Below are 26,234 nucleotides of genomic sequence, written 5' to 3'. Positions count from 1 at the left end.
CGCCGCGTCTCAATCCCGCCGGGGCATCAGGAAATGGCCGGTCGCCTGAATGAACGGCCTGTCGCGATTGTCCTGCCATCCCTCCACATGGACAGAGGCAAAGCGACGGCCCGACCGGTTCACGCGAGCGCGCGCATAGGCGTCGCGCGGCAGGCCGGAGCGGAGGTAGTCCACCGTGAAGTCGATGGTGCGCGGCAGGCGCGGCATGGTCCCGGCAGAGAAATCGGCGGGATCGAGCCTGCCGTTTTCCATATCCTCCCACAGGGTGGACCAGGCGAGCGTGATGATCGCCGTCGTCTCCAGAAAGGCGGAGGTTCCCCCGCCGTGCAACGCTGGCAGGAAGGGGTTGCCGATGAGTTTCTCATTGTAGTTCAGCACGGCGGTCAGCTCATCGCCACGCCGGTCGAAGTCGATGCCGAGAAAACCGATATAGGGAACCGCCTCGATCAGCCGGCGGAGCACGCCGTCACGGCGCTCCTTGATGGCGTCGACGGGTTCGGGCGCGGGGCGGGCCATCTCAGTCCTCCCTTTCCACGGTGAAGGTGCCGGTGGCGCTGGCGACGGGATGGGCGGTATCCTCATCCGTCGCGGTGATCCGCACAAAGGCCAGCAGCCGGGTGATGTGGTAGCATACGCCATGCGCGGTGATCGCCTGTCCCGGCGTCGCGGGGCGCATGTAGTCGATCCGCAGATCCAGCGTCGCCGTGGCGACCACGCCCTCATCCGCGCTCAGAACGGAGGCCCCGCCCGTAGTATCCATGAGCGCGGAGACCGCACCGCCATGGATCACCCCGCTTGCAGGCTCGCCGATGAGCTTGCGGTCATAGGGCATGGAAATCCGCGCCTCTCCCACGCCGATCTCCTCCACCTTGAGCCCGAGCGCCGCAGCATGCGGGCTGCGGCCGATCTCGTCATAGAACTTCTTGCGTCGCTCAGATGTCATGCGTCACTCCCGGTATCCTTCCCGTTATTGGCCCATCTGCGGGCGGGAGCAAGCCACCCGTGACGTTGCGTTACGCGGGTGTGGCGATTACCTTGTGATCCAAGGAGACACTCCATGACCATGCTGACCTTCAAGGAAATGTGCGCGAAGTTCGATGTGACGCCTCGCAGCCTGCGCTACTACGAATATATCGAACTGCTCAGTCCGGTGCGGGAGGGACGCTCGCGCCTGTTCGGACCGAGGGAGGTGGCGCGGATGACGCTGATCCTGCGCGGGCGCCGTTTCGGCTTCAGCCTTGAGGAAATCCGGCAGTGGCTGGAGGTCTATGACAAGTCTGGAACCCGCACCCAGATGGAGGATTGGGTCGTGATGGCGGACCGCCAGATCGACAAGCTGGACAAGCAGATCGCCGAGCTTCATGCGACCCTCGAAGACCTGCGGGATCTGCGCAATCAGGTGGCGGAAGAGCTTGAGAATCTGCAATCCGCTCCTCACGTCACGTCAGGATAAGGCGTTACGCTACGTTTCGTTTACGTAAACGTCACCTTCTGGTGTAACCTGTCTCCGGGACGCGATTTCCTCAGGGAGCGCGAAGGAGGAAGAGGATGCAGCGGGTGACATATTCCGCACCGGACAGCCTGGCTTCGGCCAGTGACGAGACCGGCAGGCTCATGACCATCGGTGAAATGTGCGCGGCTTTCGACGTCACGCCACGCACCCTGCGCTTCTATGAATCAAAGGAGCTGCTGTCTCCCATACGGGAGGGGCAGACGCGCTGGTTCACGCGGCGCGATCGCGGGCGGCTGAAGCTGATCCTGCGGGGCAAGCGTTTTGGTTTCAGCCTTGAGGAGATGCGCCAGCTTCTCGATCTCTATGACAGGGAGGGCACGCAGCTCACCCAACTCAGCCGCACGCGGGATGTGGCTGCCAAACGTCTCGATGACCTTGAGCGGCGTCGGATGGAGTTGGAGGAGGCGATTGCCGAACTGAAGGAAGAGATCGCCTGGGCAGATGACGTGCTGGCCGGTGGCCGGCGCGACCTGACCGCGGCGCAATAATCCTTTCCCCCGAAAGAGGCCGCGCGGCGAAAGCGCCTGCGCGCCTAGGACACCTGCGGCGAGGGGCATATCTTCCCCGGCCCGGAAAAGCGGAGACTGACCGACATGACCACCTACACGCCCCCTATCGAGGACATGCAGTTCCTGCTGCACGAGGTTCTCAAGGTGACCGAAAGCGACGTGCCGGGGTACGACGAGCTCGACCGCGACTCGACCGCCGCCATCCTTGAGGAAGCGGGCAAGCTGGCCTCCGAGGTGCTGGCCCCTCTGAACGCCGTCGGCGACCGTGAAGGCTGTCGCCTGGAAAACGGCGTCGTCATTACGCCGACGGGTTTCAAGGCGGCCTATGACCAGATGGCCGCAGGCGGCTGGATGGGGCTGGACTGCGACCCGGAATACGGTGGCCAGGGCATGCCCTATGTCATGAACAGCGCCACGGGTGAGATGTTCGTGGCCGCCAACATGGCCTTCAACATGTACCAGGGCCTGACCCATGGGGCCTATTCGGCCATCCATACCCATGGCTCGGCGGAGCAGAAGCAGACCTATCTGCCAAAGCTCGTCTCCGGCGAATGGACCGGCACGATGAACCTGACGGAGCCGCATGCGGGCACCGATCTCGGCATCATGCGCACACGCGCAGAGCCGGCGGGAGACGGCAGCTACTCCATCACGGGGACGAAGATCTTCATCTCGGCGGGCGATCATGACCTGTCCCAGAACGTCATCCACCTCGTTCTCGCGAAGGCACCGGGCGGCGGTGCGGGCACGAAGGGGGTGAGCCTCTTCATCGTGCCGAAGTTCCTCGTGAACGAGGATGGCTCGCTCGGCGCCCGCAACAGCCTCTCCGTCGGCAAGCTCGAGGAGAAGATGGGCATCCACGGCAACGCCACCTGCGTGATGAACTACGACGGGGCCAAGGGCTGGCTCATCGGCGATCTCCACAAGGGGATGCGCGCGATGTTCACCATGATGAACGAGGCGCGTCTGGGCGTGGGCCTGCAGGGCTATGCGCAGGCCGTGGCCGCCTACGAAAACGCGCTGACCTATGCCAAGGAACGGCTGCAGGGCCGCGACGTGACCGGAGTGAAGAACCCCGAAGGTCCGGCCGATCCGATCATCGTGCATCCCGACATCCGCCGGAGCCTGATGGATCAGAAGAGCTTCATCGAGGGGGCACGCGCCTTCACCTTCTGGGGCGCACATCTCATCGACCGCTCCAAGCGGCTCGACGATCAGGATGCCGAAGGGCTGATCTCCCTGATGACCCCGGTGCTGAAGGCGTTCCAGACCGACAAGGGCTTCGAAATGGCCGTGCAGGCCCAGCAGATCTTCGGCGGCCATGGCTATATCGAGGAAGTGGGCGTCTCCCAGTTCGTGCGCGATGCACGGATCACCATGATCTATGAGGGCGCGAACGGCGTGCAGGCACTGGACCTCGTCGGCCGGAAGCTGGCGCAGGACGGCGGCAAACATGTCATGGCCTTCTTCGACATGGTGAAAACCTTCCTCAAGGAGAACGAGGGCGATGCCGAGTTGAAGGCGGGCTTCCTCGATCCGCTGAAGGCCGCTTCAAAGGATCTGCAGTCGGCGGGCATGTTCTTCATGGAAAACGGCATGAAGAACCCGAATGCGGCGCTCTCCGGGTCGAACGATTTCGTCCACCTGTTCGGGCATGTCTGTCTGGGCCTGATGTGGGCGCGCATGGCGAAGACGGCGAAAGAACTGCTCGCTGCGGGCAATGGCAACGCCGATTTCCTCAACGCCAAGATCGCCACGGGGCGCTACTACATGGCGCGCCAGCTTCCGGCGACGGGGATGCACCTTGCCCGGATCACGTCCGGGGCCGAGCCGGTCATGACGCTCGACGTGGCAGGGTTCTGAGGCCATGCTGCCGCCCGTCAAAGGGAGGATGACGGAATGGCGATGAAGCTCTACTGCTTCGGCGAAAGCGGGAATTCCTACAAGGCGGCGCTCACCATGACCCTCGCGGGGGTGGACTGGACGCCGGTCTTCGTGAACTTCTTTCACGGAGACGCCCGCTCCCCGGAATTCCGCGCGCTGAACGAGATGGGCGAGGTTCCCGTGCTGCGGGACGGGGATGAGGTGCTGAGCCAATCGGGACTCATCCAGTACCATATCGCGGAAAAGACCGGAAAACTGCTGCCGCAGGACCACCACCTGCGGCAGGAGGTCATGCGCTGGGTGCTGTGGGACAATCACAAGATGTCCTCTCAGGCCGGCACCCTGCGGTTCCTGATGAACTTCGTCCCGGAGGAGAAACGCCCGCAGGAAGTGATCCGGTGGTTGTCGGGACGCCTGCGTGATGCGTTCAAAGTGCTCGATTCGCATCTGGAGGGGCGCGACTTCATCGTGAACGATCTGCCCAGCCTCGCCGATACCGCCTGCTGCGGCTACCTCTACTACCCGGAACCCTTCACCTTCGACCGGAAGGCCTGGCCGAATATCGACCGCTGGCTCGATAACATCGCCGCCCTGCCCGGCTGGAAACATCCCTATGACATGATGCCCGGTCGGCCCTCCGACCGCGGCCTCTGAAGGAGGACCAATGTCCGAAGCTTACATCTACGACGCCGTCCGCACGCCGCGCGGCAAGGGCCGCACCGACGGTAGCCTGCATGAGGTCACCGCCGCCCGCCTTTCGGCGCTGGTGCTGAATGAACTGAAATCGCGCTCCGACCTCGATACGCGGGCGGTCGAGGATGTGATCTGGGGCAATGTCACCCAGGTCGGCGAACAGGGCGGCTGCCTTGCTCGGACGGCCGTGCTGGCCTCCGATTTCGCGGAATCGGTGCCGGGCCTTGCGATCAACCGCTTCTGCGCCAGCGGCCTGGAGGCGGTGAACCTCGCCGCCAATCAGGTCAAGGCCGGGGCGGGACAGGCCTATGTCGCCGGCGGGGTGGAGATGATGGGCCGCGTCGCGATGGGTTCCGACGGGGCCGCCATCGCCGTCGATCCCTCCATCGCCATGTCCACCTACTTCGTGCCGCAGGGCATCGCCGCGGATATCATCGCCACGGAATACGGCTTCTCCCGGACGGATGTGGATGCGCTGGCCGTGGAAAGCCAGCGCCGCGCCGCCAAGGCCTGGGAGGAAGGGCGCTTCGACCGCTCCGTCATGACCGTTCGGGACATCAACGGCCTGCCGATCCTTGATCGTGATGAATACATGCGGCCCAGCACCGACATGCAGTCGCTCGGCGCACTGAAGGCGTCCTTCAAGGACATGGGCGAACAGATGCCCGGCTTCGACAAGATCGCCATCATGAAATATCCGCATCTGGAGCGCATCGAGCATGTCCACCATGCGGGCAACTCCTCCGGTATCGTGGACGGCGCGGCGGGTATCCTCATCGGCTCGAAGGAGTTCGGGGAGAAATATGGCCTGAAGCCGCGTGCCCGTATCCGCGCGACGGCGAAGATCGGCACCGATCCCACCATCATGCTGACCGGCCCGGTGCCCGCGACGGAGAAAATCCTGCGCGACAGCGGCATGTCGATTTCCGACATCGACCTGTTCGAGGTGAACGAGGCATTCTCTGCCGTGGTGCTGCGCTTCATGCAGGCGTTCAACGTCGATGCAGATCGCGTGAACGTCAACGGCGGGGCCATCGCGCTTGGCCATCCGCTCGGCGCGACGGGAGCGATGATCCTCGGCACGCTGGTTGATGAACTGGAACGGTCGGGCAAGAGCACCGGCCTCGCCACGCTGTGCGTCGCCTCCGGCATGGGCGCGGCCACCATCGTCGAACGCGTCTGATCCGGCGAAGCAGGGAGACTTCCATGACCGAATTTCATTACGCCACGGACGCCGACGGCGTCGCCACCATCACCTGGGACATGCCCGGCAAGTCGATGAACGTCATGACCCTCGATGGTCTGAACGAGCTTGACGCCGCTGTGGACAAGGCCCTTGCCGACCCGGACGTGAAGGGCATCGTCATCACCTCCGGCAAGAGGGACTTCGCCGGCGGAATGGACCTCAACGTTCTGGGCCGGATGAAGGATGCGGCGGGTGCGGAGCCCGCGCAGGGCCTGTTCGACGGGATCATGAAAATCCATGCGCTGTTCCGCAAGATCGAACGCGCCGGGATGGACCCCAAGACGCTGAAAGGCGGCAAGCCGATCGCCGCCGCCCTTCCCGGCACGGCAGCGGGCATCGGCCTCGAACTGCCGCTGGCCACGCACCGCATCTTCGTGGCGGACAATCCGAAAGCGCGGCTCGGCCTGCCGGAAATCCTCGTCGGGATCTTTCCGGGCGCGGGCGGCACCACGCGGCTCGCACGGAAGCTCGGCGCGATGATGGCCGCGCCGCTCTTGCTCGAAGGCAAGCTCCAGTCGCCGAAGGCGCTGAAGGCGCAGGGCGTGATCGACGAGGTGGTCGCGCCCGAGGAGCTGCTGGCCAAGGCCAAGGAGTGGGTGCTTTCCGCCAAGGACGCCGACCTGGTGAAACCCTGGGATGCGAAGGGCTACAAGATGCCCGGCGGCGCCCCCTACAGCGCACAGGGGTTCATGACCTTCGTCGGCGCCTCCGCCATGGTGAACGGCAAGACGCAAGGGGTCTATCCGGCGGCCAAGGCGCTGCTCTCCGCCGTCTATGAAGGGGCGCTCGTCCCCTTCGATCAGGCCATCCGCATCGAGGCGCGGTGGTTCACGCATGTCATGCTGAACCCCTCCTCCGCCGCGATGATCCGCTCGCTTTTCCTGAACAAGGAGGCGCTGGAGAAGGGTGCAAACCGCCCCGACGTGCCGGATCAGAGCGTCAAGAAACTCGGTGTGCTGGGCGCGGGCATGATGGGCGCGGGCATCGCCTATGTCTCCGCCAATGCGGGGATCGAGGTCGTGCTCATCGACAGCACGCAGGAAGCGGCCGATCGCGGCAAGGCGTATACCGCCGGCATCCTCGATAAGGGGATCGAGAAGCGGAAGGTTACGGCGGAGAAGAAGGACGAGGTGCTCTCTCGCATCACCGCCACGACCGACTATGCCGCGCTCAAGGGCGTCGATCTGATCGTGGAAGCGGTGTTCGAGGATCCGAAGGTGAAAGCCGAGGTGACGAAGCAGGCGGAGGAGGCAGCACCGGAGGCGATCTTCGCCACCAACACCTCCACCCTGCCGATCACCCTGCTCTCCGAAGCCTCCCGCCACCCGAAGGAGTTCATCGGCATCCACTTCTTCTCCCCCGTGGACAAGATGGCGCTGGTGGAAATCATCCGCGGCAAGGAGACGGGCGACGTGGCGGTTGCCAAGGCGCTCGACTTCGTGCGCCAGATCCGCAAGACGCCGATCGTGGTGAACGATGCCCGCTTCTTCTATGCCAACCGCTGCATCATCCCCTACATCAACGAAGGGGTGCGGCTGGTGAAGGAGGGCACGGAGCCGGCGCTGATCGAGAATGCGGCCAAGCTGATGGGCATGCCGCTCGGCCCACTGCAGCTGGTGGACGAGACCTCCATCGACCTCGGCGTGAAGATCGCCAAGGCCACCAAGGCGGCGATGGGCAATGCCTATCCCGACGGCGCGGTGGACGAGGTGCTGTTCTGGATGGCAGATCAGGGCCGCATGGGCCGCAAGTCGAAGTCGGGCTTCTACGACTATGACGAAAAGGGCAAACGGCAGGGCTTCTGGGCCGGTCTCGCCGACCGCTATCCGCATGTGGAGGAGCAGCCGGCGCTCAGCGATGTCGAACACCGGCTGATGTTCGTGCAGACGCTGGAGGCCGTTCGCGCGCTGGAGGAAGGCGTGTTGACCGACATCCGCGAAGGCGATGTGGGGGCCATCCTCGGCTGGGGCTTTGCGCCGTGGTCGGGCGGGCCGTTCTCCTGGCTCGACATGATGGGCGCGGCCCGGGCGGTGGAGATCGCCGACGATCTGACCGCGCGGTATGGCGAGCGCTTCGCTGCACCGCAGTTGCTCCGCGACATGGCCGCCAAGGGCGAAACCTTCTACGGGCGCTTCGCCCCCGCTGCCAAAGCCGCCTGACCAAGCGGGCCGGGATCCCCGCGATCCCGGCTCCCGTCCCGAATATTTCTGAAAATTCGTTGTTTAGCCGGCGTTGGAAGAAGGTCGCGCATCTGCTTTCGGGCCGATTGTGGCTCCCTGCAGGCTCGGCTATCTTGCACCCATGATTTCTTCGGCGTTGCAGCAAGGTTCCGTGGGAAGATGACGGCGCTTACCCGGTACCAGCGACTGGAATGTTTCGGTTGGTGGCGTGAAGCGCCCGACGCGGAAGCACGTGAGGTGGTCGTTTCCTTTGGGGACGCCTCGCTCATCCTGTCGGATATCAAGACCTCTCTTGCCCTTACGCACTGGTCCCTGCCGGCGCTGGAGCGGCTGAACCCCGGCGATCTTCCCGCGCGATACAGCCCCGACCCTTCGGCGGGCGAAACGCTGGAGATCGACGATGACCTGATGATCAACGCGATCGAACAGGTCCGCCGGGTCATCGAATCGCAGCGTCCCAAGGAGGGTCGGTTGCGGGCCCCGCTGATCGCGCTGCTTGTCGGCGGGTTGCTGATCGCGGCGGTGCTTTTCCTGCCGACCGCCCTTACCCGCCACACCGCTGCCGCCGTGCCGCAGGCCACCCGGGAAGCGATCGGGGAACTCGTCCTGCGCGACATGGTCCGCCTCACCGGACCGGTCTGCTCCACGCCCAACGGTGATCGCGCGTTGCGCAAGATGTGGGCGCGGCTTTCCGACGGGCGGCCGGGCGGCATCTCGGTTGTGCCGAACGGGTCTGCCGATGCCGTCCATCTGCCAGGCGGGCGTATCCTGCTGCGTCGCAGTCTTCTGGAGGATCAGGACAACGAGGAGGTCGCCGCGGGCCATGTGCTGGCAGAGCAGGTGCGCGCGGATGCTGCCGATCCCCTGTTGCCGCTCTTGGAGCATGCCGGTCTGTTGGCGACCTTCCGGTTGCTGACCACCGGCGAACTGCCCCCTACCGCCGTTCGCGGCCTTGCCGATGCCCTGCTGGCAGCGCCTGTGTCCGACGTCGATCCCAAAACCCTTTTGTCGCGATTCGCGGCGGCAAAGGTGCCTTCCACGCCTTATGCACAGGCCATTGATCCGACAAACGCCCACACCGAAGCTCTGCGGACGGGCGATCCGTTCCGCACTGCCGCCGCGCCCCCTATCCTGACTGATACGGAATGGGTGGGCCTGCAAGGGATCTGCGCGCGCTGATGCGGCTCAGCGCAGCCCGTTCCGGCCGAAGGCATCCGGGAAGCCGTTGCACCGCAGCGCGCCCAGCCCCTGACGCGCAGCGTCCCGCCCGTTGAAGGGACCGGCCACCACGGAGTGCCGCCCTTCCGGATTCCGGGTCAGCCGCACGATATTCACGGGAAGTCCCAGCGCACGCACCTCCGCCGCCGCGTTCCGGGCATTGGCAAGATCCACATAGACCCCTGCCTGTGCGTAGCGCCCGACGTCCGTCGGCAGCGGGCATTCGGCGGCGCCCGCCTCCACCGGCCCGTCGCAGCGCTGGCTGCCATCGGCACGGTAACGCGGCGCCCAGAGCAGACGGTCGCCCTGCTCCACGCGCGAAAACAGACAGCCCTGCGTATCGGTGAATTCGCCCGCCGCATAACCTGCGGGTGGAGGGACGGAGGGGGCATCGTCGGCGCTGGCGGCGGAGGGGAACCCGAAGGCCGCGATCACGCCCGCTGCCAGCACCGTCCGAAGGCCTGCTGTCCCTGCGGTAGTCTTTTCACGGAGACTGCACGTATAGCGATTGTAGGACAACAACTTTTTCGCCTATTTTGTGCCAAACATGCGATCTCCCGCATCCCCTAGGCCGGGAACAATATATCCATGGTCATCAAGCCGTTCATCCACAGCGGCGGTGACGATCGGCACGTCGGGATGCGCCTCCTGCATCCGCTTGACCCCCTCGGGAGAGGCGAGGAGACACAGGAACCGCAGGTTCTTCGCCCCGGATTTCTTCAGCAGGTCTATGGCGGCCACGGAGGAGTTTCCGGTGGCAAGCATCGGATCGACGGCGATGACCATCCGGTCGTCCAGCTCGCTCGGCACCTTGTAGTAGTACTGCACGGGTTGCAGCGTCTCCGGGTCGCGATACAGGCCGACGAAGCCCACCCGCGCTGCGGGGATCAGTTCCAGAATACCGTCCATCAGGCCGTTGCCCGCCCGCAGGATGGAGATGAGGACGAGCTTCTTGCCCTCGATCGTCGGCGCGTCCATCTCCTGCAGCGGCGTCTCGATACGGGTGGAGGTCAGCGGCAGGTCACGGGTGATCTCATAGGCCAGTAGCTGGCTGATCTCCCGCAGCAGGCGGCGGAAGGAAGCGGTGGACGTGTCCTTCTTCCGCATGATGGTCAGTTTGTGCTGCACCAGCGGATGGGTGACGACGGTGAGATGTTCGGTCATGCGTCCTCCAGACGTTTCATCAGTCTTGCGCGTGTCGCCTCGTCACAGAAGGCGGCCGACAGCGCGGTACGTGCCATATCGCGAAACACGCCCTCGTCCCAGTCGAAGGCATCATGCAACCGTTCGTATTCGCGCGCCATCCCGGTTCGGAAGAACGCCGGATCGTCGGTGGAGAGCGTGACCCGCACCCCGCGCCGGTAGAGCTCGCCCACCGGATGCCGCCGCCAGCCGGGGTAAAGTCCCAGTGCGATATTCGCCCCCGGACAGCATTCAAGAACCACGCCGCGTTCCGCCAGATCGTCTACCAGCGCCAGATCCTCGATGGCGCGGACACCATGGCCGATGCGGCTGACACCAAGGTCACGAAGCGTCTCGCCGACGGAGGCTGGCCCGTCGAACTCCCCTGCATGGGCGGTAAGACCCAGCCCCGCCTCACGGCCAAGGTCGAAAGCCCAGGCGAAATCCTTCGCCGCGCCGATCCGCTCATCGCCCGCAAGCCCCAGACCGGTGACGAACCCCCCCATCGTCTCCGCCGCGCAGAGGGCGGTGCGCTTGGCCCTCTCAGGCCCGAGATGCCGGATGCAGGTGACGATACCGCGGCAGGCGATATCACCCGACATCTCCTCCGCCACTTCCGTGAACGCCGCCACGTAATCCCGCCAGGCGGCAAGATCAGCGCCCCCACAGAGATCGGGCGAAAGGAAAAGCTCGGTGTAGATCACCCCCTGCTCCGCGCTGCTTTCCAGCACGACGCGCAGCAGCCGGGCATGGTCCGCAGGCGAGGTAAGCGCGGTGGTCGCCGCGTCATAGGCTTTCAGAAACCCGGTGAAGCCCTCGAAGCGGTACTGGCCCCGCTCATCGAACAGCCCCTCGATATCCACGTTCCGTTCGCGCGCGAGGCCGCGGATGAAGCCGGGCGGGGCTGCGCCTTCAAGATGCAGGTGAAGTTCCACCTTCGGCAGATCGGCGAGGCTCACAGGAAGCTCCTTCCCGGTCCGTGGTGCGGCAGGCCCAGATGCGTGGCGACGCTCGCCGCCACATCGACGTAACCGCGCAACCCGATCTCTCCGGCGCCGCGCCCGGCGGCCAGAACCGGTACCCGCTCCCGCGTGTGGTCGCTGCCGCGGAAGGTGGGATCGTTGCCGTGATCGGCGGTGAAGACCGCCAGATCGCCGGGGCGCATCAGGTCGAGAAATGCACCCGCCCGCGCGTCGAACCCCTCCAGAGCGCGCGCATAACCCGACACATCGCGGCGATGCCCGTAGAGACTGTCGAACTCCACGAAATTGGCGAAGGTGAGGGAGCCATCCTCCGCCTCCCCGGCCAGACGGATCAGATGGTCGAAGAGCGCTGCATCCGACTGCCCCTTGTGCAGCTTCGTGATGCCGCGATGCGAGAAGATGTCACCGATCTTGCCCACCGCATGGGTGACGCGCCCCGCATCATGAGCCCAGTCGAGCAGCGTGGGTGCGGGCGGCGCCACGGCAAAGTCTCGCCGGTTGGCGGTACGGTTGAAGCCTGTCTCCAGCGTTCCCGTAAACGGTCGCGCGATCACCCGGCCCACCCGCATCGCATGCAGCATCGGCGCAAGATCGGCGCAGAGCTTCAGCAGCCGGTCAAGACCGAACGCCTCCTCATGCGCCGCGATCTGAAACACGCTGTCGGCAGAGGTGTAGCAGATCGGCCAGCCGGTCCGCAGATGTGCCGCGCAATGTTCCTCGATGATCGGCACGCCGGAGGCATGGCAGTTGCCAAGGATACCGGCCGTTCCGGCAAGTCGGCAGACCTCCGCCGTGATCTCGGGCGGGAAAGCGGGTATCTCATCGGGGAAGTAGTGCCACTTCCACGGGACCGGCACACCGGCCAGCTCCCAGTGCCCCGAAGGCGTGTCCTTGCCGCGCGACACCTCGGTCGCTGCGCCCCACAGACCCTCCGGCGCTCCGCGCGCCCCTAACCCCGGGGCCTTCAGACCGGAGGCAAGGCGGATGGCGGCGCCCAGCCCAAGCCTGTCCAGCACCGGCATGCGGAGCGGCCCCGAGCGCCCCTCCTCCGCGCGGCCCTCGGCGCAAGCGAGCGCGATATGCCCGAGCGTATTCGCGCCCGCGTCACCGAAATCGGCGGCGTCCGGCGCACCGCCGCAGCCGACGCTGTCCATCACGATCAGAAAGGCGCGTGTCATGCGATCCGTCCCAGTATCCGTGCAGGCGGGGCTGCGTCCCCGCCCAGTACGACGGCTGCGCGCAGTGCCTCCGCCGCCCTTTGCCAAGCCGCCTCGTCCGCCGCGTGAAGCAGGGCGATCGGCATCTCCGGGCCGACCCGTGTTCCGATCCGCGCGACGGCGGACAGGCCCACCGCAGGGTCGATCCGATCCCCCAGATAGCGCCGTCCACCGCCAAGCTCCACCACGATCCGCCCAAGCTCTGCGCCCTTCACGCCGGACATTATGCCACTCGCCAGCGGAAACACGGGGGCCACGACCGGCGCAACCGGGAGCATCTCGCGCCAGCGGGTGGTGAAATTCCGTGGACCACCCTGCGCGGCCACCATGCGCCCGAACCGTTCCAGCGCCGCGCCGGAGGAGAGAAGCCGTGTCAGCCTGTCCTCCGCTTCGGCAGGGGCGGCCAGCCCCGCCAGCACCAGCGCCTCCGCCCCGAGGGCGAGCGTCACGTCACGCAGCGGGCCCGCCGCCCCTTCCAGCACGGCCATGGCCTCCGCCACCTCCAGCGCATTGCCCAGCGCGGGGGCCAGCGGCTCCTCCATCCCGGTGATGAGGGCAATCGTGGGGCAACCTGCCCATACCGCAGTCTCCACCAGCGCGCGGGCGAGTATTTCCGCCTCCGCATAGGTCTTCATGAACGCGCCCGAGCCTGCCTTCACATCCAGCACCAGACCGCCTATCCCGGCGGCGAGCTTCTTGGACAGGATGGAAGCGGTGATGAGGTCGATGCTTTCCACCGTTCCGGTCACATCGCGGATCGAGTAAAGCCGCCGATCCGCCGGGGCGATGTCCGGGGAGGCCGCAACGATCGCCGCGCCTTCCTCCCGCACGATGCGGGCAAAGGCCGTGGGATCAAGCTCCGCCCGCCAACCGGGGATCGCCTCCAGCTTGTCGAGCGTGCCGCCGGAATGGCCCAGACCGCGCCCGGAGATCATCGGCACGAAAGCCCCTGCCGCGGCCAGCAGCGGCGCCAGCACCAGCGATACGCAATCCCCTATGCCCCCGGTCGAATGCTTGTCGATCACCGGGCCGGGCAGATCCCAGCGCAGCGACCTTCCCGAATCCCGCATCCCCTCCGTCAGACCCACACGGCCTGCCGGTCCAAGGCCCCGCAGCAGCACGGCCATCGCAAAGGCCCCTGCCTGCGCATCTCCCACCTCGTCCGTCGCCAGCCCTGCGGCAAAAGTCGCCAGCGCCCCCTGCGGCACGGCCTGCCCATCCCGGATGGCAGCGATGACCGCCGCCGGGGAAAGCGGCGCGGGCATCAGGAACGCAGCATGTAGTCGACGCTGAACCCACCCGGCAACAGATCGCGGATGGTGGTCCGCAGCATCTCTCCCTGGGTGTTGTACATCACCACGAGCACCTCCGGATCACCGAACTCCGCCAGCTTCTGCCGGCAGCCACCGCAGGGCGGGACGGGATGGGGGCTGTCGGCAATCACGGCGACCTCGGCGATACGGAGATCGCCGGCCGCCACCATGGCCGCAATGGCTCCGGCCTCTGCGCAGGTGCCCTCGGGATAGGCTGCATTCTCCACGTTGCAGCCCATGTGGATCGCGCCCGACGCACTGCGGATTGCCGCACCGACCTTGAAGCCGGAATAGGGCACATAGGCATTCTCGCGCACGCGCCGCGCGGCATCCTTCAACGCCTCATCGGGATCGCCATGACCAAGGGGGGGCGCCTCCCCGGCCTCCGCTGTCGCGGCGGCTTCGGCGCCTTTGCTCCGGCTCTTGCTCGCTTTGCCTGCGGGTCCGTCCGGGTCACCGCGACCTTGCGCCGCGACAACTTCCGCATCCTCTGCGCCGGTGCTTGCGGCTTTCGCCCCCTCCGCCTTCGATCCGTCGGATTTGGACACACCGGCCTCCTTGCCATGGCCCCGCTTGTGGAATGGCTCTGCCTTGCGGGTCTGATGAGACTTTGCGGCGATCATTCCACCGATGCAAGCGACCTGCCCACGAAACCCGCCCTTGAATCCGCTCGCCAAAGGGGGCAGTTTGGCGCTTGCCGCAGATAGTTCAGCATTAAACTAGATCCCGCAAGCGGCAGAGGGCAGGAGAGTCCAGATGGAGGAAACCCGGCAGGAGAACGCCCGGCAGGCAGCGCTCGACTACCATGAATTCCCGCAACCGGGAAAGCTGGAGGTTCGCGCCACCAAGCCGCTCGCCAATGGCCGCGACCTGTCGCGCGCCTATTCGCCAGGCGTGGCCGAGGCATGCCTGGAGATCAAGGCAGATGCCTCCACCGCGCGGCGCTATACCTCGCGCGGAAACCTTGTGGCCGTCGTTTCCAACGGGACAGCGGTCCTGGGGCTGGGCAATATCGGCGCGCTGGCCTCCAAGCCGGTGATGGAAGGCAAGGCCGTTCTGTTCAAGAAATTCGCCGGGATCGACTGTTTCGACATCGAACTGGATGAAAAGGATCCCGTGAAGCTGGCGGAGATCGTCTGCGCGCTGGAACCCACCTTCGGCGCGATCAACCTTGAAGACATCAAGGCGCCCGACTGCTTCATCGTTGAAAAGCTCTGTCGGGAACGGATGAACATTCCCGTCTTCCATGACGATCAGCACGGCACCGCCATCGTCGTGGGTGCCGCCGCGACCAATGCAATGCTTGTCGCGGGCAAGAAGTTCGAGGACATCAAGCTCGTCTCCACCGGCGGCGGGGCGGCGGGTATCGCCTGCCTCAACATGCTGGTGAAGCTCGGCGTGCGGCGCGAGAACATCTGGCTCTGCGATCTCGCCGGTCTCGTCCATGAGGGCCGGGAGGAGGAGATGACGCCGCAGAAGGCGGAATTCGCCCAGCCCGGCGGACCCCGCAGCCTTGCCGATGTCATCGAAGGGGCGGACATGTTCCTCGGCCTCTCCGGCCCCGGTGTGCTGACGCCGGAGATGGTGGCGAGGATGACCCCCGCCCCCATAGTGTTCGCGCTGGCGAACCCCACGCCGGAGATCGCTCCCGATCTGGCCCGTTCGGTGGCCCCCGACGCGATCATCGCCACCGGCCGTTCGGACTTCCCGAACCAGGTCAACAACGTGCTCTGCTTCCCGTTCATCTTCCGCGGCGCGCTGGATGTCGGCGCGACAGAGATCAATGACGAAATGAAGCTCGCTTGCATCGAGGGCATCGCCGCCCTCGCCCGTGCGACCACCAGCGCGGAGGCCGCCGCCGCCTATTCCGGGGAGCGGATGAGCTTCGGGCGGGATTACCTGATCCCCAAGCCCTTCGATCCGCGACTGATGGGCGTCATTGCCCCCGCTGTTGCCCGCGCCGCGATGGAAACCGGCGTCGCCACCCGCCCGGTGGCCGATATCGCCACCTACAAGCAGAAGCTGGACGGCTCCGTCTTCCGCTCCTCCCTCATCATGCGTCCGGTGTTCGAGGCCGCCTCCAGCGCCTCCCGCCGCATCGTGTTTGCAGAGGGCGAGGATGAGCGGGTTCTCCGCACCGCCAATGCCCTGCTGGAAGAGACCACCGACAAGCCGATCCTCATCGGCCGGCCAGAGGTGGTGGAGACACGGCTTGAACGTGCCGGACTGCCCATTCGTCCGGGCCGCGACTTCGAGGTGGTGAACCCGGAGAACGACCCCCGCTATCGCGACTACTGGGGCACCTATCACGAGCTGATGCAGCGCGACGGCGTCACGCCCGACCTGGCCCGCGCGATCATGCGGACCAACACCACCGCCATCGCCGCGATCATGGTCTACCGCGAGGAAGCCGACAGCATGATCTGCGGCACCTTCGGGCAGTATCTGTGGCACCTGAAATATATCCGTCAGGTGCTCAGCCGCGACGGGCGGGTGCCGATCGGGGCCCTTTCGCTGATGATCCTCGAGGAAGGCCCGCTGTTCATTGCCGATACGCAGGTGAACCCGGAGCCCACGCCCGAGCAGATCGCGGAGACGGTCATCGCCTCCGCCCGCCATGTCCGCCGCTTCGGCATGGTCCCGCAGGTCGCGCTCTGCTCCCATTCGCAGTTCGGCAACCTCGATACGTCGAGCGGTATGCGCATGCGCAAGGCGCTGGAAATCCTCGACGCGCGGAAACCCGATTTCGCCTATGAGGGCGAGATGCATGTCGATGCCGCGCTGGATCAGTCGACCCGCGACCGGATCTTCCCCAATGCCCGCTTCCAGGGGCCGGCAAACGTGCTGATCTTTGCCGATGCCGATGCGGCCAGCGGTATCCGCAACATCCTGAAGATGCGGGCCAACGGGCTGGAAGTGGGGCCGATCCTGATGGGTCTTGCGAACCGGGCGCATGTGGTGACGCCCTCGATCACCACGCGGGGGCTGCTCAACATCTCCGCGCTCGCGGGAACGCCTGTCGCGCAATACGGCTGACCCGTTCGCGCCCGTTGCGGAAGATGCGGGCGCGGCGTTAGTCTTCTTCCGAGGGAACGGGAGGAGACGGTCATGGGATATGCGGAGGTCTATGCGGGCTGGCGAGACGACCCGGAGCGATTCTGGCTCGACGCCGCCCGCGCCGTGGACTGGGATCGCCAGCCGACCCGCGCCCTTTCCGGCGAGGCGCCGTTCCATGAATGGTTCGCCGACGGGCTGTCCAATACCTGCTGGAACGCGGTGGACCGGCATGTCGCGGCAGGCCGTGGCGATGACATCGCGCTGATCCATGAAAGCCCCGTGACCCATCTGCGCAAGGGCATCACCTTTGCGGAGCTTCAGGACAGGGTGGCGCGGCTTGCCGGCGCGCTGGCGGCGCGCGGCATCGGCAAGGGCGACCGGGTCATCATCTACATGCCGATGGTGCCCGAGGCGGTGGAGGCGATGCTGGCCTGCGCCCGCATCGGCGCGATCCACTCCGTCGTGTTCGGAGGCTTTGCCGCCGCCGAGCTTGCCACCCGGATCGACGACTGTCAGCCCAAGGCCATCCTCGCCGCCTCCTGCGGGATCGAGCCGGGGCGGATCGTGCACTACAAGCCCCTGCTGGACGGTGCCATCGACCTCTCCCGCCACAAGCCGGAGTTCTGCGTCATCCTCCAGCGGGAGCAGGAAATCGCCCGGCTGGTGGAGGGGCGCGACATTCCCTGGCACAGCTTCCAATACGGCGCGGAACCCGCGCCCTGCCTGCCTGTGGAGGGCAACCACCCGCTCTACATCCTCTATACCTCCGGCACGACCGGCCAGCCAAAGGGCGTGGTGCGCCATTCCGGCGGGCATATGGTGGCGCTTCTGTGGTCCATGCGGAATATCTATGACATCGGGCCGGGTGATGTGTTCTGGGCGGCCTCCGACGTCGGCTGGGTCGTGGGGCACAGCTATATCTGCTATGCTCCGCTGCTCATCGGGGCGACGACCATCGTGTTCGAGGGTAAGCCCGTCGGCACGCCGGATGCCGGCGTCTACTGGAAGACGATCGCGGAGAACCGGGTGAAATGCATGTTCACCGCGCCGACCGCGATCCGCGCCATCCGGCGGGAGGATCCCGAGGGCCAGTTGATCGGGGAATATGACCTCCGCCGGTTCCGCGCCCTGTTCCTCGCGGGGGAACGGGCCGACCCGGAAACGATCCGCTGGGCGCAGCATCACCTGCATGTGCCGGTCATCGACCACTGGTGGCAGACGGAGACCGGCTGGGCTATCGCCGCGAACCCGCTGGGGCTGGAGGAATTGCCGGTGAAACCCGGCTCGCCCTCCGTTGCCATGCCCGGCTACGACCTCTGCATTCTGGACGAGGATGGCGAATGCGTGCCGCAGGGGATGCTCGGCTCCGTGGCCATCCGCCTGCCCCTGCCGCCCGGCGCGCTCCCGACGCTCTGGAATGCTCCCGAGCGTTTCCAGAAGGCCTATCTCAGCCGCTACTCGGGCTATTACGAGACGGGCGATGCCGGATTGGTGGATGAGGACGGCTATCTCTATATCATGGCGCGCACCGACGATGTGATAAACGTCGCGGGCCACCGCCTCTCCACCGGGGCCATGGAGGAGGTGCTGGCCAGCCACCCCGACGTGGCGGAATGTGCGGTGATCGGCGCCTCGGACGAGATGAAGGGGCAGGTACCGCTGGGCTTTCTCGTGCTGAAGAAGGGCGTCAGAACGCCCGAAGAACAGATCGTGCGGGAGTGCGTGGCCCTTGTTCGGGAGCGGATCGGCCCGGTCGCCGCCTTTCGCCGCGCCGTGGTGGTGAACCGCTTGCCGAAAACGCGCTCGGGCAAGATCCTGCGGGCCACGATGGTGAAGATCGCGGACGGCGAGCGGGTCAAGGTGCCCGCGACGATCGACGATCCGGGAGTGCTGGACGAAATCGCCACCGCGCTCCAGGGCATGGGGCACGCAAACGCCTGAGACGGCGTGGGTGATCTCTTTACCGCCTGTTCACCGCCTGGATGTATCCTGCGATCCGGGCAGCCAGAACGGCGTTCTGCGAGAGGGTTGACGATGACGGAACGGGCGCCGGGGTCTGATGCACGGGGGGAGCGAGCCTCCCGCCTGTCGTTGCTGGGGCATGACCTCCGCGCCGCAATGTCGGACATCATCGGTGCGCTCCGCCTTATCGACCAGTCGGGGCTGGACCCAGCGACCCGCCTCCAGCTCGAGCGCATCCGGGCGGCCGGCGAAGGCATGGCCCTGTTGCTGGAGGAGGGGTTGAGCCTTCTGCCGGGAGAGGACGGCTCCACCGATGTTCATCCGACGAATATCCACTTTGCCCGCCTGCTCTACGATCTGGAGATGCGCTGGTCCGGGCGGGCGCAGGAACACAGGCTGACATTCGCGCTTCGGGTGGGAGACGATCTGCCACAGACGATCGGGCTGGAGCGGATATCGCTGGAGCGGATCCTGTCCAACATCCTCAGCAATGCGATCAAATATACCGATCAGGGCGGCGTGACGATGGATGTCTCCCGGCTTCCAGACGACACGATCCTCTTCCGGGTGGAGGATACCGGCCCCGGTTTTTCCAAAGAGGCGTTGGCGCGTCTCTTCCGTTATCAGGGACGCGGAGACCGCCGGAAACCCGGCACCGGCCTTGGCCTGCACATCACGCGCGAAATGGCCGACCGGCTGGGTGCGGAAGTGGAAGTTCGCAACCGGAAGGGCGGCGGCAGTGCCGTGACCCTTCTTCTGCCGCGCGGCAGCTGGGCCACGCTCGCGCCCGAACCCGTTCAGACAGCGCAGTTACCGGACCTTGCGGGCCGTCATGTCCTGCTGGCGGAGGATAGCGCCACCAACCAGATGCTGGTTTCGCGGATGCTGGAGACGATGGGGGCGACCGTCACCCTCGCCTCCGATGGGGTGGAGGCGCTTGACGTGCTCAATCAACGCCTTTTCGACCTCGCCCTCATAGACATCGAAATGCCCCGCCTGACCGGCATAGAGGTGATCCGCGCGCTTCGCGCCATGCCCGATGCACGGGGTCGGACGCCGGTTCTCGCCGTCACGGCCTATGTTCTCCGGGGCAATCGGCGGGCAATCTATACGGCGGGCGCAGACCGGATTCTGGCAAAGCCGATCAGCGGGCTTGACATCTTTGCCCAGGCTATCGCCGAAGTCCTTCTTCCCGTTGGCGGGTCTGCACCCCCCGACCCCCGCCACGAACCGTTTGACCGCGAGAGGTTCGAACAACTGCTGGAGATTGCCGGGCCGGAAGGACGGCGGGAGCTTCTCACGCGCCTCGATGCAGATCTCCGGGGGGTGGAGCGGGGGCTGGTGACCGGTCTCGCCGATGACAATCCGATCGAGATCCGCACCCACAGCCATGTGCTCATTGCCCTCGCCGGCGCTGTCGGTGCCAAGGGCCTGCAACGCCGCGCGGAGAAACTCAATCGTGCAGCACATCTGACTGACGCTACGGTTATCGCCCTGCAAGGAAAAGAAGTTCTCGACCAGCTCGACGTGTTGATCCATGCTTTGGCCAACGAAGCCCAGCTGTCCGGGGTATCGCTGTGAATGACTGTTCCCCGAAGACTGGCGCGCCGGTCCTGCTGATCGAAGACACGCCCTCCCTGCGGCTGGTCTATGAATCAGCGCTTAAAAATGCCGGTGTCCCCGTGCTTTCGGTGGCGACGGCGGCAGAGGGGCTGCGCGCCTTCCGCAGCAGTGGCCCCTGCGCCGTCCTGCTCGATCTCATGCTGCCCGACCGGGAGGGGATAGACCTTCTGGCCGAGTTGCGCGCGCTCCGTCCGGAGACACCTGTCATCGTCATCACCGCCAATGGCTCCGTCAACAAGGCGGTCGAAGCCATGCGGGCTGGTGCAACGGATTTTCTAGTGAAACCCTTCGATGCGCAGCGTCTACTCTCCGCCATCGAAAACCTGCATATCCCGCTCCCTGCGACACCCGACGGCAATGCGCCGCCCGGGGAATTCATCGGCTCCTCCGCTGCGATGCGGCAGATTTACCAGACGATCCGGGCTGTCGCCCCTTCCACCGCAACCGTGTTCATCACGGGCGAAAGCGGTACGGGCAAGGAACTCGCGGCGATGGCGATCCACGATGGCTCGCGCCGCTCCAGCGGGCCGTTCATCGCCCTGAACTGCGGTGCGATTCCGCCGGACCTGCTCGAATCGGAGGTGTTCGGCCATCTTCGCGGCTCTTTCACGGGGGCACTTTCCGATCGGGCCGGCGCCGCGGCTGCGGCCGATGGGGGCACACTGTTTCTTGACGAAATCTGCGAGATGGACCTCGCGCTGCAAACCAAACTGCTTCGGTTTATTCAGACATCCACCATTCAGCCGGTCGGCGCGTCCCGCCCGCGCAAAGTCAATGTCCGCATCCTCTGCGCCACCAATCGCGATCCGCTGGAGGCCGTACGACAGGGGCGTTTCCGAGAAGACCTTTACTACCGGCTCCACGTGATTCCCCTTCATATGCCGCCGCTGCGTGAACGCGGACAGGATATCGAGGAAATCGCAGGGATGCTGCTGCAACGGCTGTCCCGGGAGGAGGGGCGCAGCTTCGTGGCCTTCGACGAGGAGGTGCTGCGGATATTCCGCGCCTCCCCCTGGCCCGGGAACGTGAGGCAACTCCTCAACGTGATGCGCAATATCGTCGTGCTGCATGATGGACCCATCGTCACCGCGCGCATGCTGCCGCAGGGGTTCAACGATGCACCGAGCGCCGTGCCCGAGGCGCTGCGGTACGATGCGCTCGAAGCGCTTGCCGATTGCACATTGGCGGAGGCCGAGCGGATGGTGATCGAAGCCGCCATCTTCCGCCACGGTGGCTCCATACCCAAGGCGGCGCGGGCGCTCGACGTCTCGCCGTCAACGCTTTACCGGAAGATCGAACTGTGGGGGAAACCGTTGCGCGTCGGTTGATCCCCGGCGCCGGTTCGCATAATGTTCACGCCTCGCCGGAAGGATTTCGGTTGCCGAAGCAGGGACGGATCATCAATATGCTGGATATGTCGCGCGATCCCTCACAAGACCTTCGGAACTTCCTTGGCGAGCAACGCTTTTCCTGCGTTCTGGCCGATCCGCCCTGGCGATTTGCCAACCGCACCGGAAAGGTGGCGCCGGAGCATCGGCGCCTCTCACGGTATCCCACGCTGACGCTTGAGGATATCTGCGCTCTCCCGGTGGCTGACCACCTTGAGGACCGCGCGCATTGCTATCTCTGGGTGCCCAATGCCCTTCTGCCCGACGGGCTTCAGGTGCTTCAGGCCTGGGGTTTCGAATACAAATCGAACCTCATCTGGCACAAGGAGCGCAAGGATGGCGGCTCCGACGGACGGGGTGTGGGCTTCTATTTCCGTAATGTTACGGAAGTCATCCTGTTCGGCACGCGTGGCAAGAATGCCCGTACCCTTGCCGCGGGGCGGCGGCAGGTCAATTTCCTGTCCACCCGCAAGCGCGAACACTCCCGCAAGCCCGATGAGCAATACGAGCTGATCGAGAACTGCTCCTGGGGGCCTTATCTGGAGCTTTTCGGGCGAGGCGTACGGCCTGGCTGGACGGTCTGGGGCAATCAGGCCACGGAGGATTACAAACCGGACTGGGCAACCTATGCCTACAACTCCTCCCTCGCGGCGGAGTAGCCGGCAGCCGTCCGAACTCTCGATACTGCGGTTTTACCGAGCGTCCCCTCGCATGCTAATCAGCTGCGGGCGGGAATGTCTTTCTGCAGGGGAAGGAATCGCCGGGCAAATGGGGACGGTCGGCGGCACGAAATCCGCGGCCGGCAACTGGACGGTCTGTTTCCGCGGGGTCCCTGGCAATCTCCGGTCATCAGCTGCCTGACGGGCGGCGACTGCCCACCGCTATCATCCGCAGGCTGCAAACTCCCAGAAGCTCCCGGAAGATCCGAGGCCACGGGGAGGGAGGCGCAGATGCACTGCAGTCGCTGGCGAAGGACGGCTTTAGGTCCGGGCCTTGTTGATCCACCAGCTGGACGCGGGCTCGAACAGTCCGGCGACCAGAAAGTTTCGCGTGGGCTTGTCGTATCAGTTGCGCCGCGACGCCATCCCGTCAGGCGGCAGCCCATGCGCGCGTCGAGGTTGCGAGGCTCGGCATCGTAACGGACTGGCGCTCGGCAGGAAGTCGTTGGGGGATGACCGCCTCGCCCATATCCTTTCGCCACACCGATATTGCGCTCTTCCGGGGCAGCAGCAGCGGCGTCAGGGAAAGCCTGCCGACCGCGTGACAGTCCCAACGGAGAGCCGCGAAGCATCATGCAAATCGCCCGCGGAGAACTGAAGCAAGCCGCCGCCGAACGTCCTGAACGCCACGGCACCGTCCTCTCTCGGCGATCCGAGAACTGTGATCTCTCGCGACATGCGCCGCCTCGCTCAGACGCCTGCCGCACAAGCAACGCGAAGCATGAGAAAGCCCGGTCAAGGGCCGCAATGCGCCACAATAATCCAGGGAACAGATGGCCCGCCGACCTCTGCGCCCGCATGATCGCCCGCAGACCCCGCCCCTTCGGACACCGCTCCGCTAAAGGTCCAGACCCTGCTGCAACAGCGCCTCGCGACTGTCGGATTTCTGCACGGTAACGGGGCGAACCACGCTTGCGGGCAGGCCGATCAGAAGCAGCGGACAGGGGTTGCCCACGCCGCGCGCCACACGGTCGGAGAGCTTGGACCAATGCGTCGTCGCAGGCCCGTATTTGTCGGCGACAAAAATCCGGGCGAAGGCCTCGCCGAAGGGCGTTCCCGCCCGCACCGCCCGCGCGACAAGCGCGCTCTGCCGGTCCGTCCGCCGTTTCATCCCATGCTCGACCAGCGCCGCCGGATCCTCGATCCGGTTGGCGGCGAGATACGTGCGCACGATACCCGGCAGCGCCGCTTGCAGGCTGCGGCCCCGGGTCACGATGATGCCGACGGAGATGACCGACTGGGCATGCAGCCGGTGGAAGTTCTCGAGATCACGGTCGAAGAACGGATCCTTGTTGTTCCACTCGATCTCCAGCGCCAGCGTGCCCGCGCCGGCCAGGCGCACGTGGTCTATCTCGTGGCTGGTCCCGTCGCCCAGCGGCTTGCCGTCAAGCGTCGTCTGGATGCGGAAGTTGTGCTTGCGCCAGCCGCATTCGTCCAGATGCCGTCGCATCCGTTGGGTGGAGGGCGCCTCCCCCCCGCCGCTGGCAATCAGCTCGCCCGGGTCGAGCCGGACGTTCAGCAGCGCTTCGATGAGCTCGGAGGTCTCTCGGGGGAAGTCCACGCCGAGAATCGCTTCGGCGTGGTTGCGGGCCATCACATCGAAGCCCGCCTTGCGGAGGGCGGCGATACTCACTCCTTGGGCACCACCCTGAGACGCAGCTCCCGAAGCTGGGTCGGTGTCGGGTCGGAGGGGGCGTTCATCATCAGGTCTTCGGCCCGCTGGTTCATCGGGAACATGATCACCTCGCGGATGTTCTGCTCATCCGCGAGCAGCATCACGATCCGGTCGATCCCCGCTGCACATCCCCCGTGCGGCGGCGCGCCGTAGTGGAATGCCTTGACCATGCCGCCGAAGCGCTTCTCGACCTCGTCGCGCCCATAGCCCGCGATCTCGAAGGCCTTGAACATGATTTCCGGCTCATGGTTGCGGATGCCGCCGGAGATGAGCTCATAGCCGTTGCAGGCAAGGTCATACTGATAGGCGTGCACTTTCAGCGGATCGCCTTGAAGCGCCTCCATCCCGCCCTGCGGCATGGAGAACGGATTGTGGGAGAAGTCGATCCCGCCCTCATCCGTTTTCTCGTACATCGGGAAGTCCACGATCCAGGCGAATTCGAACCGATCGGTCCGGGTCAGTCCCAGTTCGCGCCCGATCTCGTTGCGTGCCTTGCCGGCGACCGCCTCGAACGCTTCTGGCTTGCCGCCCAGGAAGAAGGCCGCGTCGCCCGCCTTCAGACCAAGTTGCAGGCGGATGGCCTCCGTCCGTTCCGGTCCGATGTTCTTGGCGATGGGACCGGCGCCCACGATGGCGTCACCCTCCTCGCGCCAGAAGATGTAGCCCATGCCGGGCAGACCTTCCTTCTGCACGAAGGCGTTCATCCGGTCGCAGAAGGCGCGGCTGCCGCCGGTGGGCGCGGGAATCGCCCGGATCTCCGTGCCCTCGTTCTCCAGAAGCTTGGCGAAGATGCCGAAGCCGGAGCCGGCGAAATGCTCGGAGACGATTTCCATGCGGATCGGGTTGCGCAGGTCCGGCTTGTCGGAGCCGTACCACAGCAGCGCATCGCGATAGGCGATGCGCGGCCAGTCGCTGGAGACGTGGCGACCCTGGCCGAATTCCTCGAACAGCCCCTGAACGACCGGCTGCACGGCGGCGAAGACGTCCTCCTGCTCCACGAAGGACATTTCCAGGTCGAGCTGGTAGAAGTCGGTCGGGCTGCGGTCGGCGCGCGGATCCTCGTCGCGGAAGCAGGGCGCGATCTGGAAGTAGCGGTCGAAGCCCGCCACCATGATGAGCTGCTTGAACTGCTGCGGTGCCTGCGGCAGCGCATAGAACTTGCCCGGATGCAGCCGCGACGGCACGAGAAAGTCGCGCGCGCCCTCGGGGCTGGAAGCCGTGATGATCGGCGTCTGGAACTCGTTGAACCCTTGCGCCCACATCTTCTGCCGGATCCAGCGCACCACGTTGGAGCGCAGCATCATGTTGGCATGAAGACCCTCGCGCCGGAGGTCGAGGAAGCGATAGGTGAGGCGGGTCTCCTCCGGGTAGTCCTGCTCACCAAAGACCGGCAGCGGCAGTTCGTCCGAGGGGCCGAGCACCTCCATGTCGATGGCATAAACCTCGATCTCGCCCGTCGGGATCTTGGGGTTCACGAGGCTCGCGTCCCGCTCCTTCACGCGTCCGTCAATGCGGATCACGTATTCCGCGCGGACCTTTTCCAGCGCGGCAAAGGCGGGGCTGTCGCCATCGGCGATCACCTGAGTGATGCCGTAGTGATCCCGCAGGTCGATGAACAGAACCCCGCCGTGATCGCGCACCCGGTGCACCCAACCGGAGAGACGGACCTCGGCTCCCGCATCGGCGCGGGTCAGCTGGCCGCAGGTATGGCTGCGATAGACATGCATGACGATCCCCTTCGGAGGCGTTCGGAAAGTGGCGCCGATACACCCCGAGCGGCCCTCGAAGTCAAGTGACGCCGCGCCACCTTATCTGGACAGAGCGGAAAAACCGGGCGTAACCTGGTTCCGTGATACGTGAAGAGGGTTACAC

At 65.5% G+C, this 26,234-nt stretch carries 22 protein-coding genes; 12 read left to right on the top strand and 10 right to left on the bottom strand.

What is annotated here, in order from left to right:
• Nucleotides 1-9: 9 nt before the first annotated feature.
• Complete coding sequence (locus tag CN97_RS04540) at nucleotides 10-516, bottom strand: PaaI family thioesterase (protein WP_035707762.1); 507 nt, start codon at nucleotides 514-516, stop codon at nucleotides 10-12.
• A 1-nt stretch (nucleotide 517) separates the two neighbouring features.
• Nucleotides 518-943: a PaaI family thioesterase gene (locus tag CN97_RS04535; protein WP_035707759.1), complete on the bottom strand. Its 426-nt coding sequence runs from the start codon at nucleotides 941-943 to the stop codon at nucleotides 518-520.
• A gap of 114 nt (nucleotides 944-1,057) precedes the next feature.
• Here CN97_RS04535 and CN97_RS04530 point away from each other — a divergent pair, with 114 nt between their 5' ends.
• The 7 genes from CN97_RS04530 (at nucleotide 1,058) to CN97_RS04500 (ending at nucleotide 9,204) form a co-directional block, all read left to right on the top strand.
• Entirely contained in the window at nucleotides 1,058-1,453 is a 396-nt protein-coding gene (locus tag CN97_RS04530) for a MerR family transcriptional regulator (RefSeq protein ID WP_035707756.1), read from the top strand.
• Nucleotides 1,454-1,548: 95 nt separating this feature from the next.
• Nucleotides 1,549-2,001 (top strand): MerR family transcriptional regulator, encoded by a 453-nt coding sequence (locus CN97_RS04525; RefSeq protein WP_084683992.1) that lies wholly within the window; start codon nucleotides 1,549-1,551, stop codon nucleotides 1,999-2,001.
• 105 nt (nucleotides 2,002-2,106) lie between these two features.
• Nucleotides 2,107-3,885: an acyl-CoA dehydrogenase C-terminal domain-containing protein gene (locus tag CN97_RS04520; RefSeq protein WP_035707753.1), complete on the top strand. Its 1,779-nt coding sequence runs from the start codon at nucleotides 2,107-2,109 to the stop codon at nucleotides 3,883-3,885.
• Nucleotides 3,886-3,921: 36 nt separating this feature from the next.
• The gene (locus tag CN97_RS04515; protein ID WP_035707749.1) at nucleotides 3,922-4,560 is read left to right on the top strand and encodes a glutathione S-transferase family protein; all 639 of its coding nucleotides are present in this window, start codon (nucleotides 3,922-3,924) and stop codon (nucleotides 4,558-4,560) included.
• A gap of 10 nt (nucleotides 4,561-4,570) precedes the next feature.
• On the top strand, nucleotides 4,571-5,782 hold the full coding sequence (locus CN97_RS04510; protein WP_035707745.1) for an acetyl-CoA C-acetyltransferase: 1,212 nt from the start codon (nucleotides 4,571-4,573) through the stop codon (nucleotides 5,780-5,782).
• Between the two features lie 23 nt (nucleotides 5,783-5,805).
• Nucleotides 5,806-8,004: a 3-hydroxyacyl-CoA dehydrogenase NAD-binding domain-containing protein gene (locus tag CN97_RS04505; protein WP_035707743.1), complete on the top strand. Its 2,199-nt coding sequence runs from the start codon at nucleotides 5,806-5,808 to the stop codon at nucleotides 8,002-8,004.
• A gap of 180 nt (nucleotides 8,005-8,184) precedes the next feature.
• Nucleotides 8,185-9,204 (top strand): hypothetical protein, encoded by a 1,020-nt coding sequence (locus CN97_RS04500; protein ID WP_035707740.1) that lies wholly within the window; start codon nucleotides 8,185-8,187, stop codon nucleotides 9,202-9,204.
• 6 nt (nucleotides 9,205-9,210) lie between these two features.
• Here the strand turns inward: CN97_RS04500 and CN97_RS04495 are convergent, their stop codons facing one another.
• Genes CN97_RS04495 through CN97_RS21495 form a run of 6 tightly spaced genes read right to left on the bottom strand, consistent with a single transcriptional unit; the run spans nucleotide 9,211 to nucleotide 14,276 of the window.
• Entirely contained in the window at nucleotides 9,211-9,765 is a 555-nt protein-coding gene (locus tag CN97_RS04495) for an SPOR domain-containing protein (RefSeq protein ID WP_084683991.1), read from the bottom strand.
• Nucleotides 9,766-9,774: 9 nt separating this feature from the next.
• On the bottom strand, nucleotides 9,775-10,407 hold the full coding sequence (upp, locus tag CN97_RS04490) for a uracil phosphoribosyltransferase (protein WP_035707735.1): 633 nt from the start codon (nucleotides 10,405-10,407) through the stop codon (nucleotides 9,775-9,777).
• Nucleotides 10,404-11,384, bottom strand: coding sequence for an adenosine deaminase (locus tag CN97_RS04485; RefSeq protein WP_035707732.1), 981 nt, complete (start codon nucleotides 11,382-11,384; stop codon nucleotides 10,404-10,406). Before CN97_RS04485 ends, upp begins: the two co-directional genes overlap by 4 nt.
• The gene (locus tag CN97_RS04480) at nucleotides 11,381-12,586 is read right to left on the bottom strand and encodes a phosphopentomutase (RefSeq protein ID WP_035707729.1); all 1,206 of its coding nucleotides are present in this window, start codon (nucleotides 12,584-12,586) and stop codon (nucleotides 11,381-11,383) included. The genes CN97_RS04485 and CN97_RS04480 overlap by 4 nt, the downstream gene beginning before the upstream one ends.
• Nucleotides 12,583-13,890: a thymidine phosphorylase gene (locus tag CN97_RS04475; RefSeq protein ID WP_035707726.1), complete on the bottom strand. Its 1,308-nt coding sequence runs from the start codon at nucleotides 13,888-13,890 to the stop codon at nucleotides 12,583-12,585. The genes CN97_RS04480 and CN97_RS04475 overlap by 4 nt, the downstream gene beginning before the upstream one ends.
• Entirely contained in the window at nucleotides 13,890-14,276 is a 387-nt protein-coding gene (locus CN97_RS21495) for a cytidine deaminase (protein ID WP_035708351.1), read from the bottom strand. Before CN97_RS21495 ends, CN97_RS04475 begins: the two co-directional genes overlap by 1 nt.
• Nucleotides 14,277-14,694: 418 nt before the next feature.
• On the opposite strand from CN97_RS21495, the gene CN97_RS04465 reads away from it, so the two are divergent.
• The 5 genes from CN97_RS04465 to CN97_RS04445 all read left to right on the top strand — a co-directional run bounded on the left by CN97_RS04465 (nucleotide 14,695) and on the right by CN97_RS04445 (nucleotide 22,627).
• Nucleotides 14,695-16,974, top strand: a complete 2,280-nt coding sequence (locus CN97_RS04465; protein WP_035707724.1) for an NADP-dependent malic enzyme — start codon at nucleotides 14,695-14,697, stop codon at nucleotides 16,972-16,974.
• A gap of 72 nt (nucleotides 16,975-17,046) precedes the next feature.
• Entirely contained in the window at nucleotides 17,047-18,936 is a 1,890-nt protein-coding gene (locus CN97_RS04460) for a propionyl-CoA synthetase (protein WP_035707721.1), read from the top strand.
• Nucleotides 18,937-19,029: 93 nt separating this feature from the next.
• Complete coding sequence (locus CN97_RS04455) at nucleotides 19,030-20,538, top strand: ATP-binding protein (protein WP_035707718.1); 1,509 nt, start codon at nucleotides 19,030-19,032, stop codon at nucleotides 20,536-20,538.
• Entirely contained in the window at nucleotides 20,535-21,908 is a 1,374-nt protein-coding gene (locus CN97_RS04450; RefSeq protein WP_035707716.1) for a sigma-54-dependent transcriptional regulator, read from the top strand. The genes CN97_RS04455 and CN97_RS04450 overlap by 4 nt, the downstream gene beginning before the upstream one ends.
• A gap of 86 nt (nucleotides 21,909-21,994) precedes the next feature.
• Nucleotides 21,995-22,627 carry an MT-A70 family methyltransferase gene (locus tag CN97_RS04445; RefSeq protein ID WP_035708349.1) on the top strand — a complete coding sequence of 211 codons (633 nt, stop codon included), beginning with the start codon at nucleotides 21,995-21,997 and terminating at the stop codon, nucleotides 22,625-22,627.
• Nucleotides 22,628-23,525: 898 nt separating this feature from the next.
• Here the strand turns inward: CN97_RS04445 and CN97_RS04440 are convergent.
• Together CN97_RS04440 and aspS are read right to left on the bottom strand one after the other, a co-directional pair.
• The gene (locus CN97_RS04440; RefSeq protein ID WP_035707715.1) at nucleotides 23,526-24,320 is read right to left on the bottom strand and encodes a BglII/BstYI family type II restriction endonuclease; all 795 of its coding nucleotides are present in this window, start codon (nucleotides 24,318-24,320) and stop codon (nucleotides 23,526-23,528) included.
• Nucleotides 24,317-26,089, bottom strand: a complete 1,773-nt coding sequence (gene aspS, locus CN97_RS04435; protein ID WP_035707712.1) for an aspartate--tRNA ligase — start codon at nucleotides 26,087-26,089, stop codon at nucleotides 24,317-24,319. Before aspS ends, CN97_RS04440 begins: the two co-directional genes overlap by 4 nt.
• Nucleotides 26,090-26,234 lie beyond the last annotated feature (145 nt).

Origin of the sequence: Haematobacter massiliensis (genome assembly GCF_000740795.1) — a bacterium.
Lineage (GTDB): Bacteria > Pseudomonadota > Alphaproteobacteria > Rhodobacterales > Rhodobacteraceae > Haematobacter > Haematobacter massiliensis.
The sequence above is the reverse complement of the archived record's forward strand: the minus strand, read 5'-3'. Positions and strand labels throughout refer to the sequence as shown.

Bases quoted from the DNA above. Each gene is read 5' to 3' on its own strand.
- CN97_RS04540 (WP_035707762.1), bottom strand. From the start codon at position 516: ATGGCCCGCCCCGCGCCCGAACCCGTCGACGCCATCAAGGAGCGCCGT.
- CN97_RS04535 (WP_035707759.1), bottom strand. From the start codon at position 943: ATGACATCTGAGCGACGCAAGAAGTTCTATGACGAGATCGGCCGCAGC.
- CN97_RS04530 (WP_035707756.1), top strand. From the start codon at position 1,058: ATGACCATGCTGACCTTCAAGGAAATGTGCGCGAAGTTCGATGTGACG.
- CN97_RS04525 (WP_084683992.1), top strand. From the start codon at position 1,549: ATGCAGCGGGTGACATATTCCGCACCGGACAGCCTGGCTTCGGCCAGT.
- CN97_RS04520 (WP_035707753.1), top strand. From the start codon at position 2,107: ATGACCACCTACACGCCCCCTATCGAGGACATGCAGTTCCTGCTGCAC.
- CN97_RS04515 (WP_035707749.1), top strand. From the start codon at position 3,922: ATGGCGATGAAGCTCTACTGCTTCGGCGAAAGCGGGAATTCCTACAAG.
- CN97_RS04510 (WP_035707745.1), top strand. From the start codon at position 4,571: ATGTCCGAAGCTTACATCTACGACGCCGTCCGCACGCCGCGCGGCAAG.
- CN97_RS04505 (WP_035707743.1), top strand. From the start codon at position 5,806: ATGACCGAATTTCATTACGCCACGGACGCCGACGGCGTCGCCACCATC.
- CN97_RS04500 (WP_035707740.1), top strand. From the start codon at position 8,185: ATGACGGCGCTTACCCGGTACCAGCGACTGGAATGTTTCGGTTGGTGG.
- upp (WP_035707735.1), bottom strand. From the start codon at position 10,407: ATGACCGAACATCTCACCGTCGTCACCCATCCGCTGGTGCAGCACAAA.
- CN97_RS04480 (WP_035707729.1), bottom strand. From the start codon at position 12,586: ATGACACGCGCCTTTCTGATCGTGATGGACAGCGTCGGCTGCGGCGGT.
- CN97_RS04475 (WP_035707726.1), bottom strand. From the start codon at position 13,890: ATGCCCGCGCCGCTTTCCCCGGCGGCGGTCATCGCTGCCATCCGGGAT.
- CN97_RS04465 (WP_035707724.1), top strand. From the start codon at position 14,695: ATGGAGGAAACCCGGCAGGAGAACGCCCGGCAGGCAGCGCTCGACTAC.
- CN97_RS04460 (WP_035707721.1), top strand. From the start codon at position 17,047: ATGGGATATGCGGAGGTCTATGCGGGCTGGCGAGACGACCCGGAGCGA.
- CN97_RS04455 (WP_035707718.1), top strand. From the start codon at position 19,030: ATGACGGAACGGGCGCCGGGGTCTGATGCACGGGGGGAGCGAGCCTCC.
- CN97_RS04445 (WP_035708349.1), top strand. From the start codon at position 21,995: ATGTCGCGCGATCCCTCACAAGACCTTCGGAACTTCCTTGGCGAGCAA.
- aspS (WP_035707712.1), bottom strand. From the start codon at position 26,089: ATGCATGTCTATCGCAGCCATACCTGCGGCCAGCTGACCCGCGCCGAT.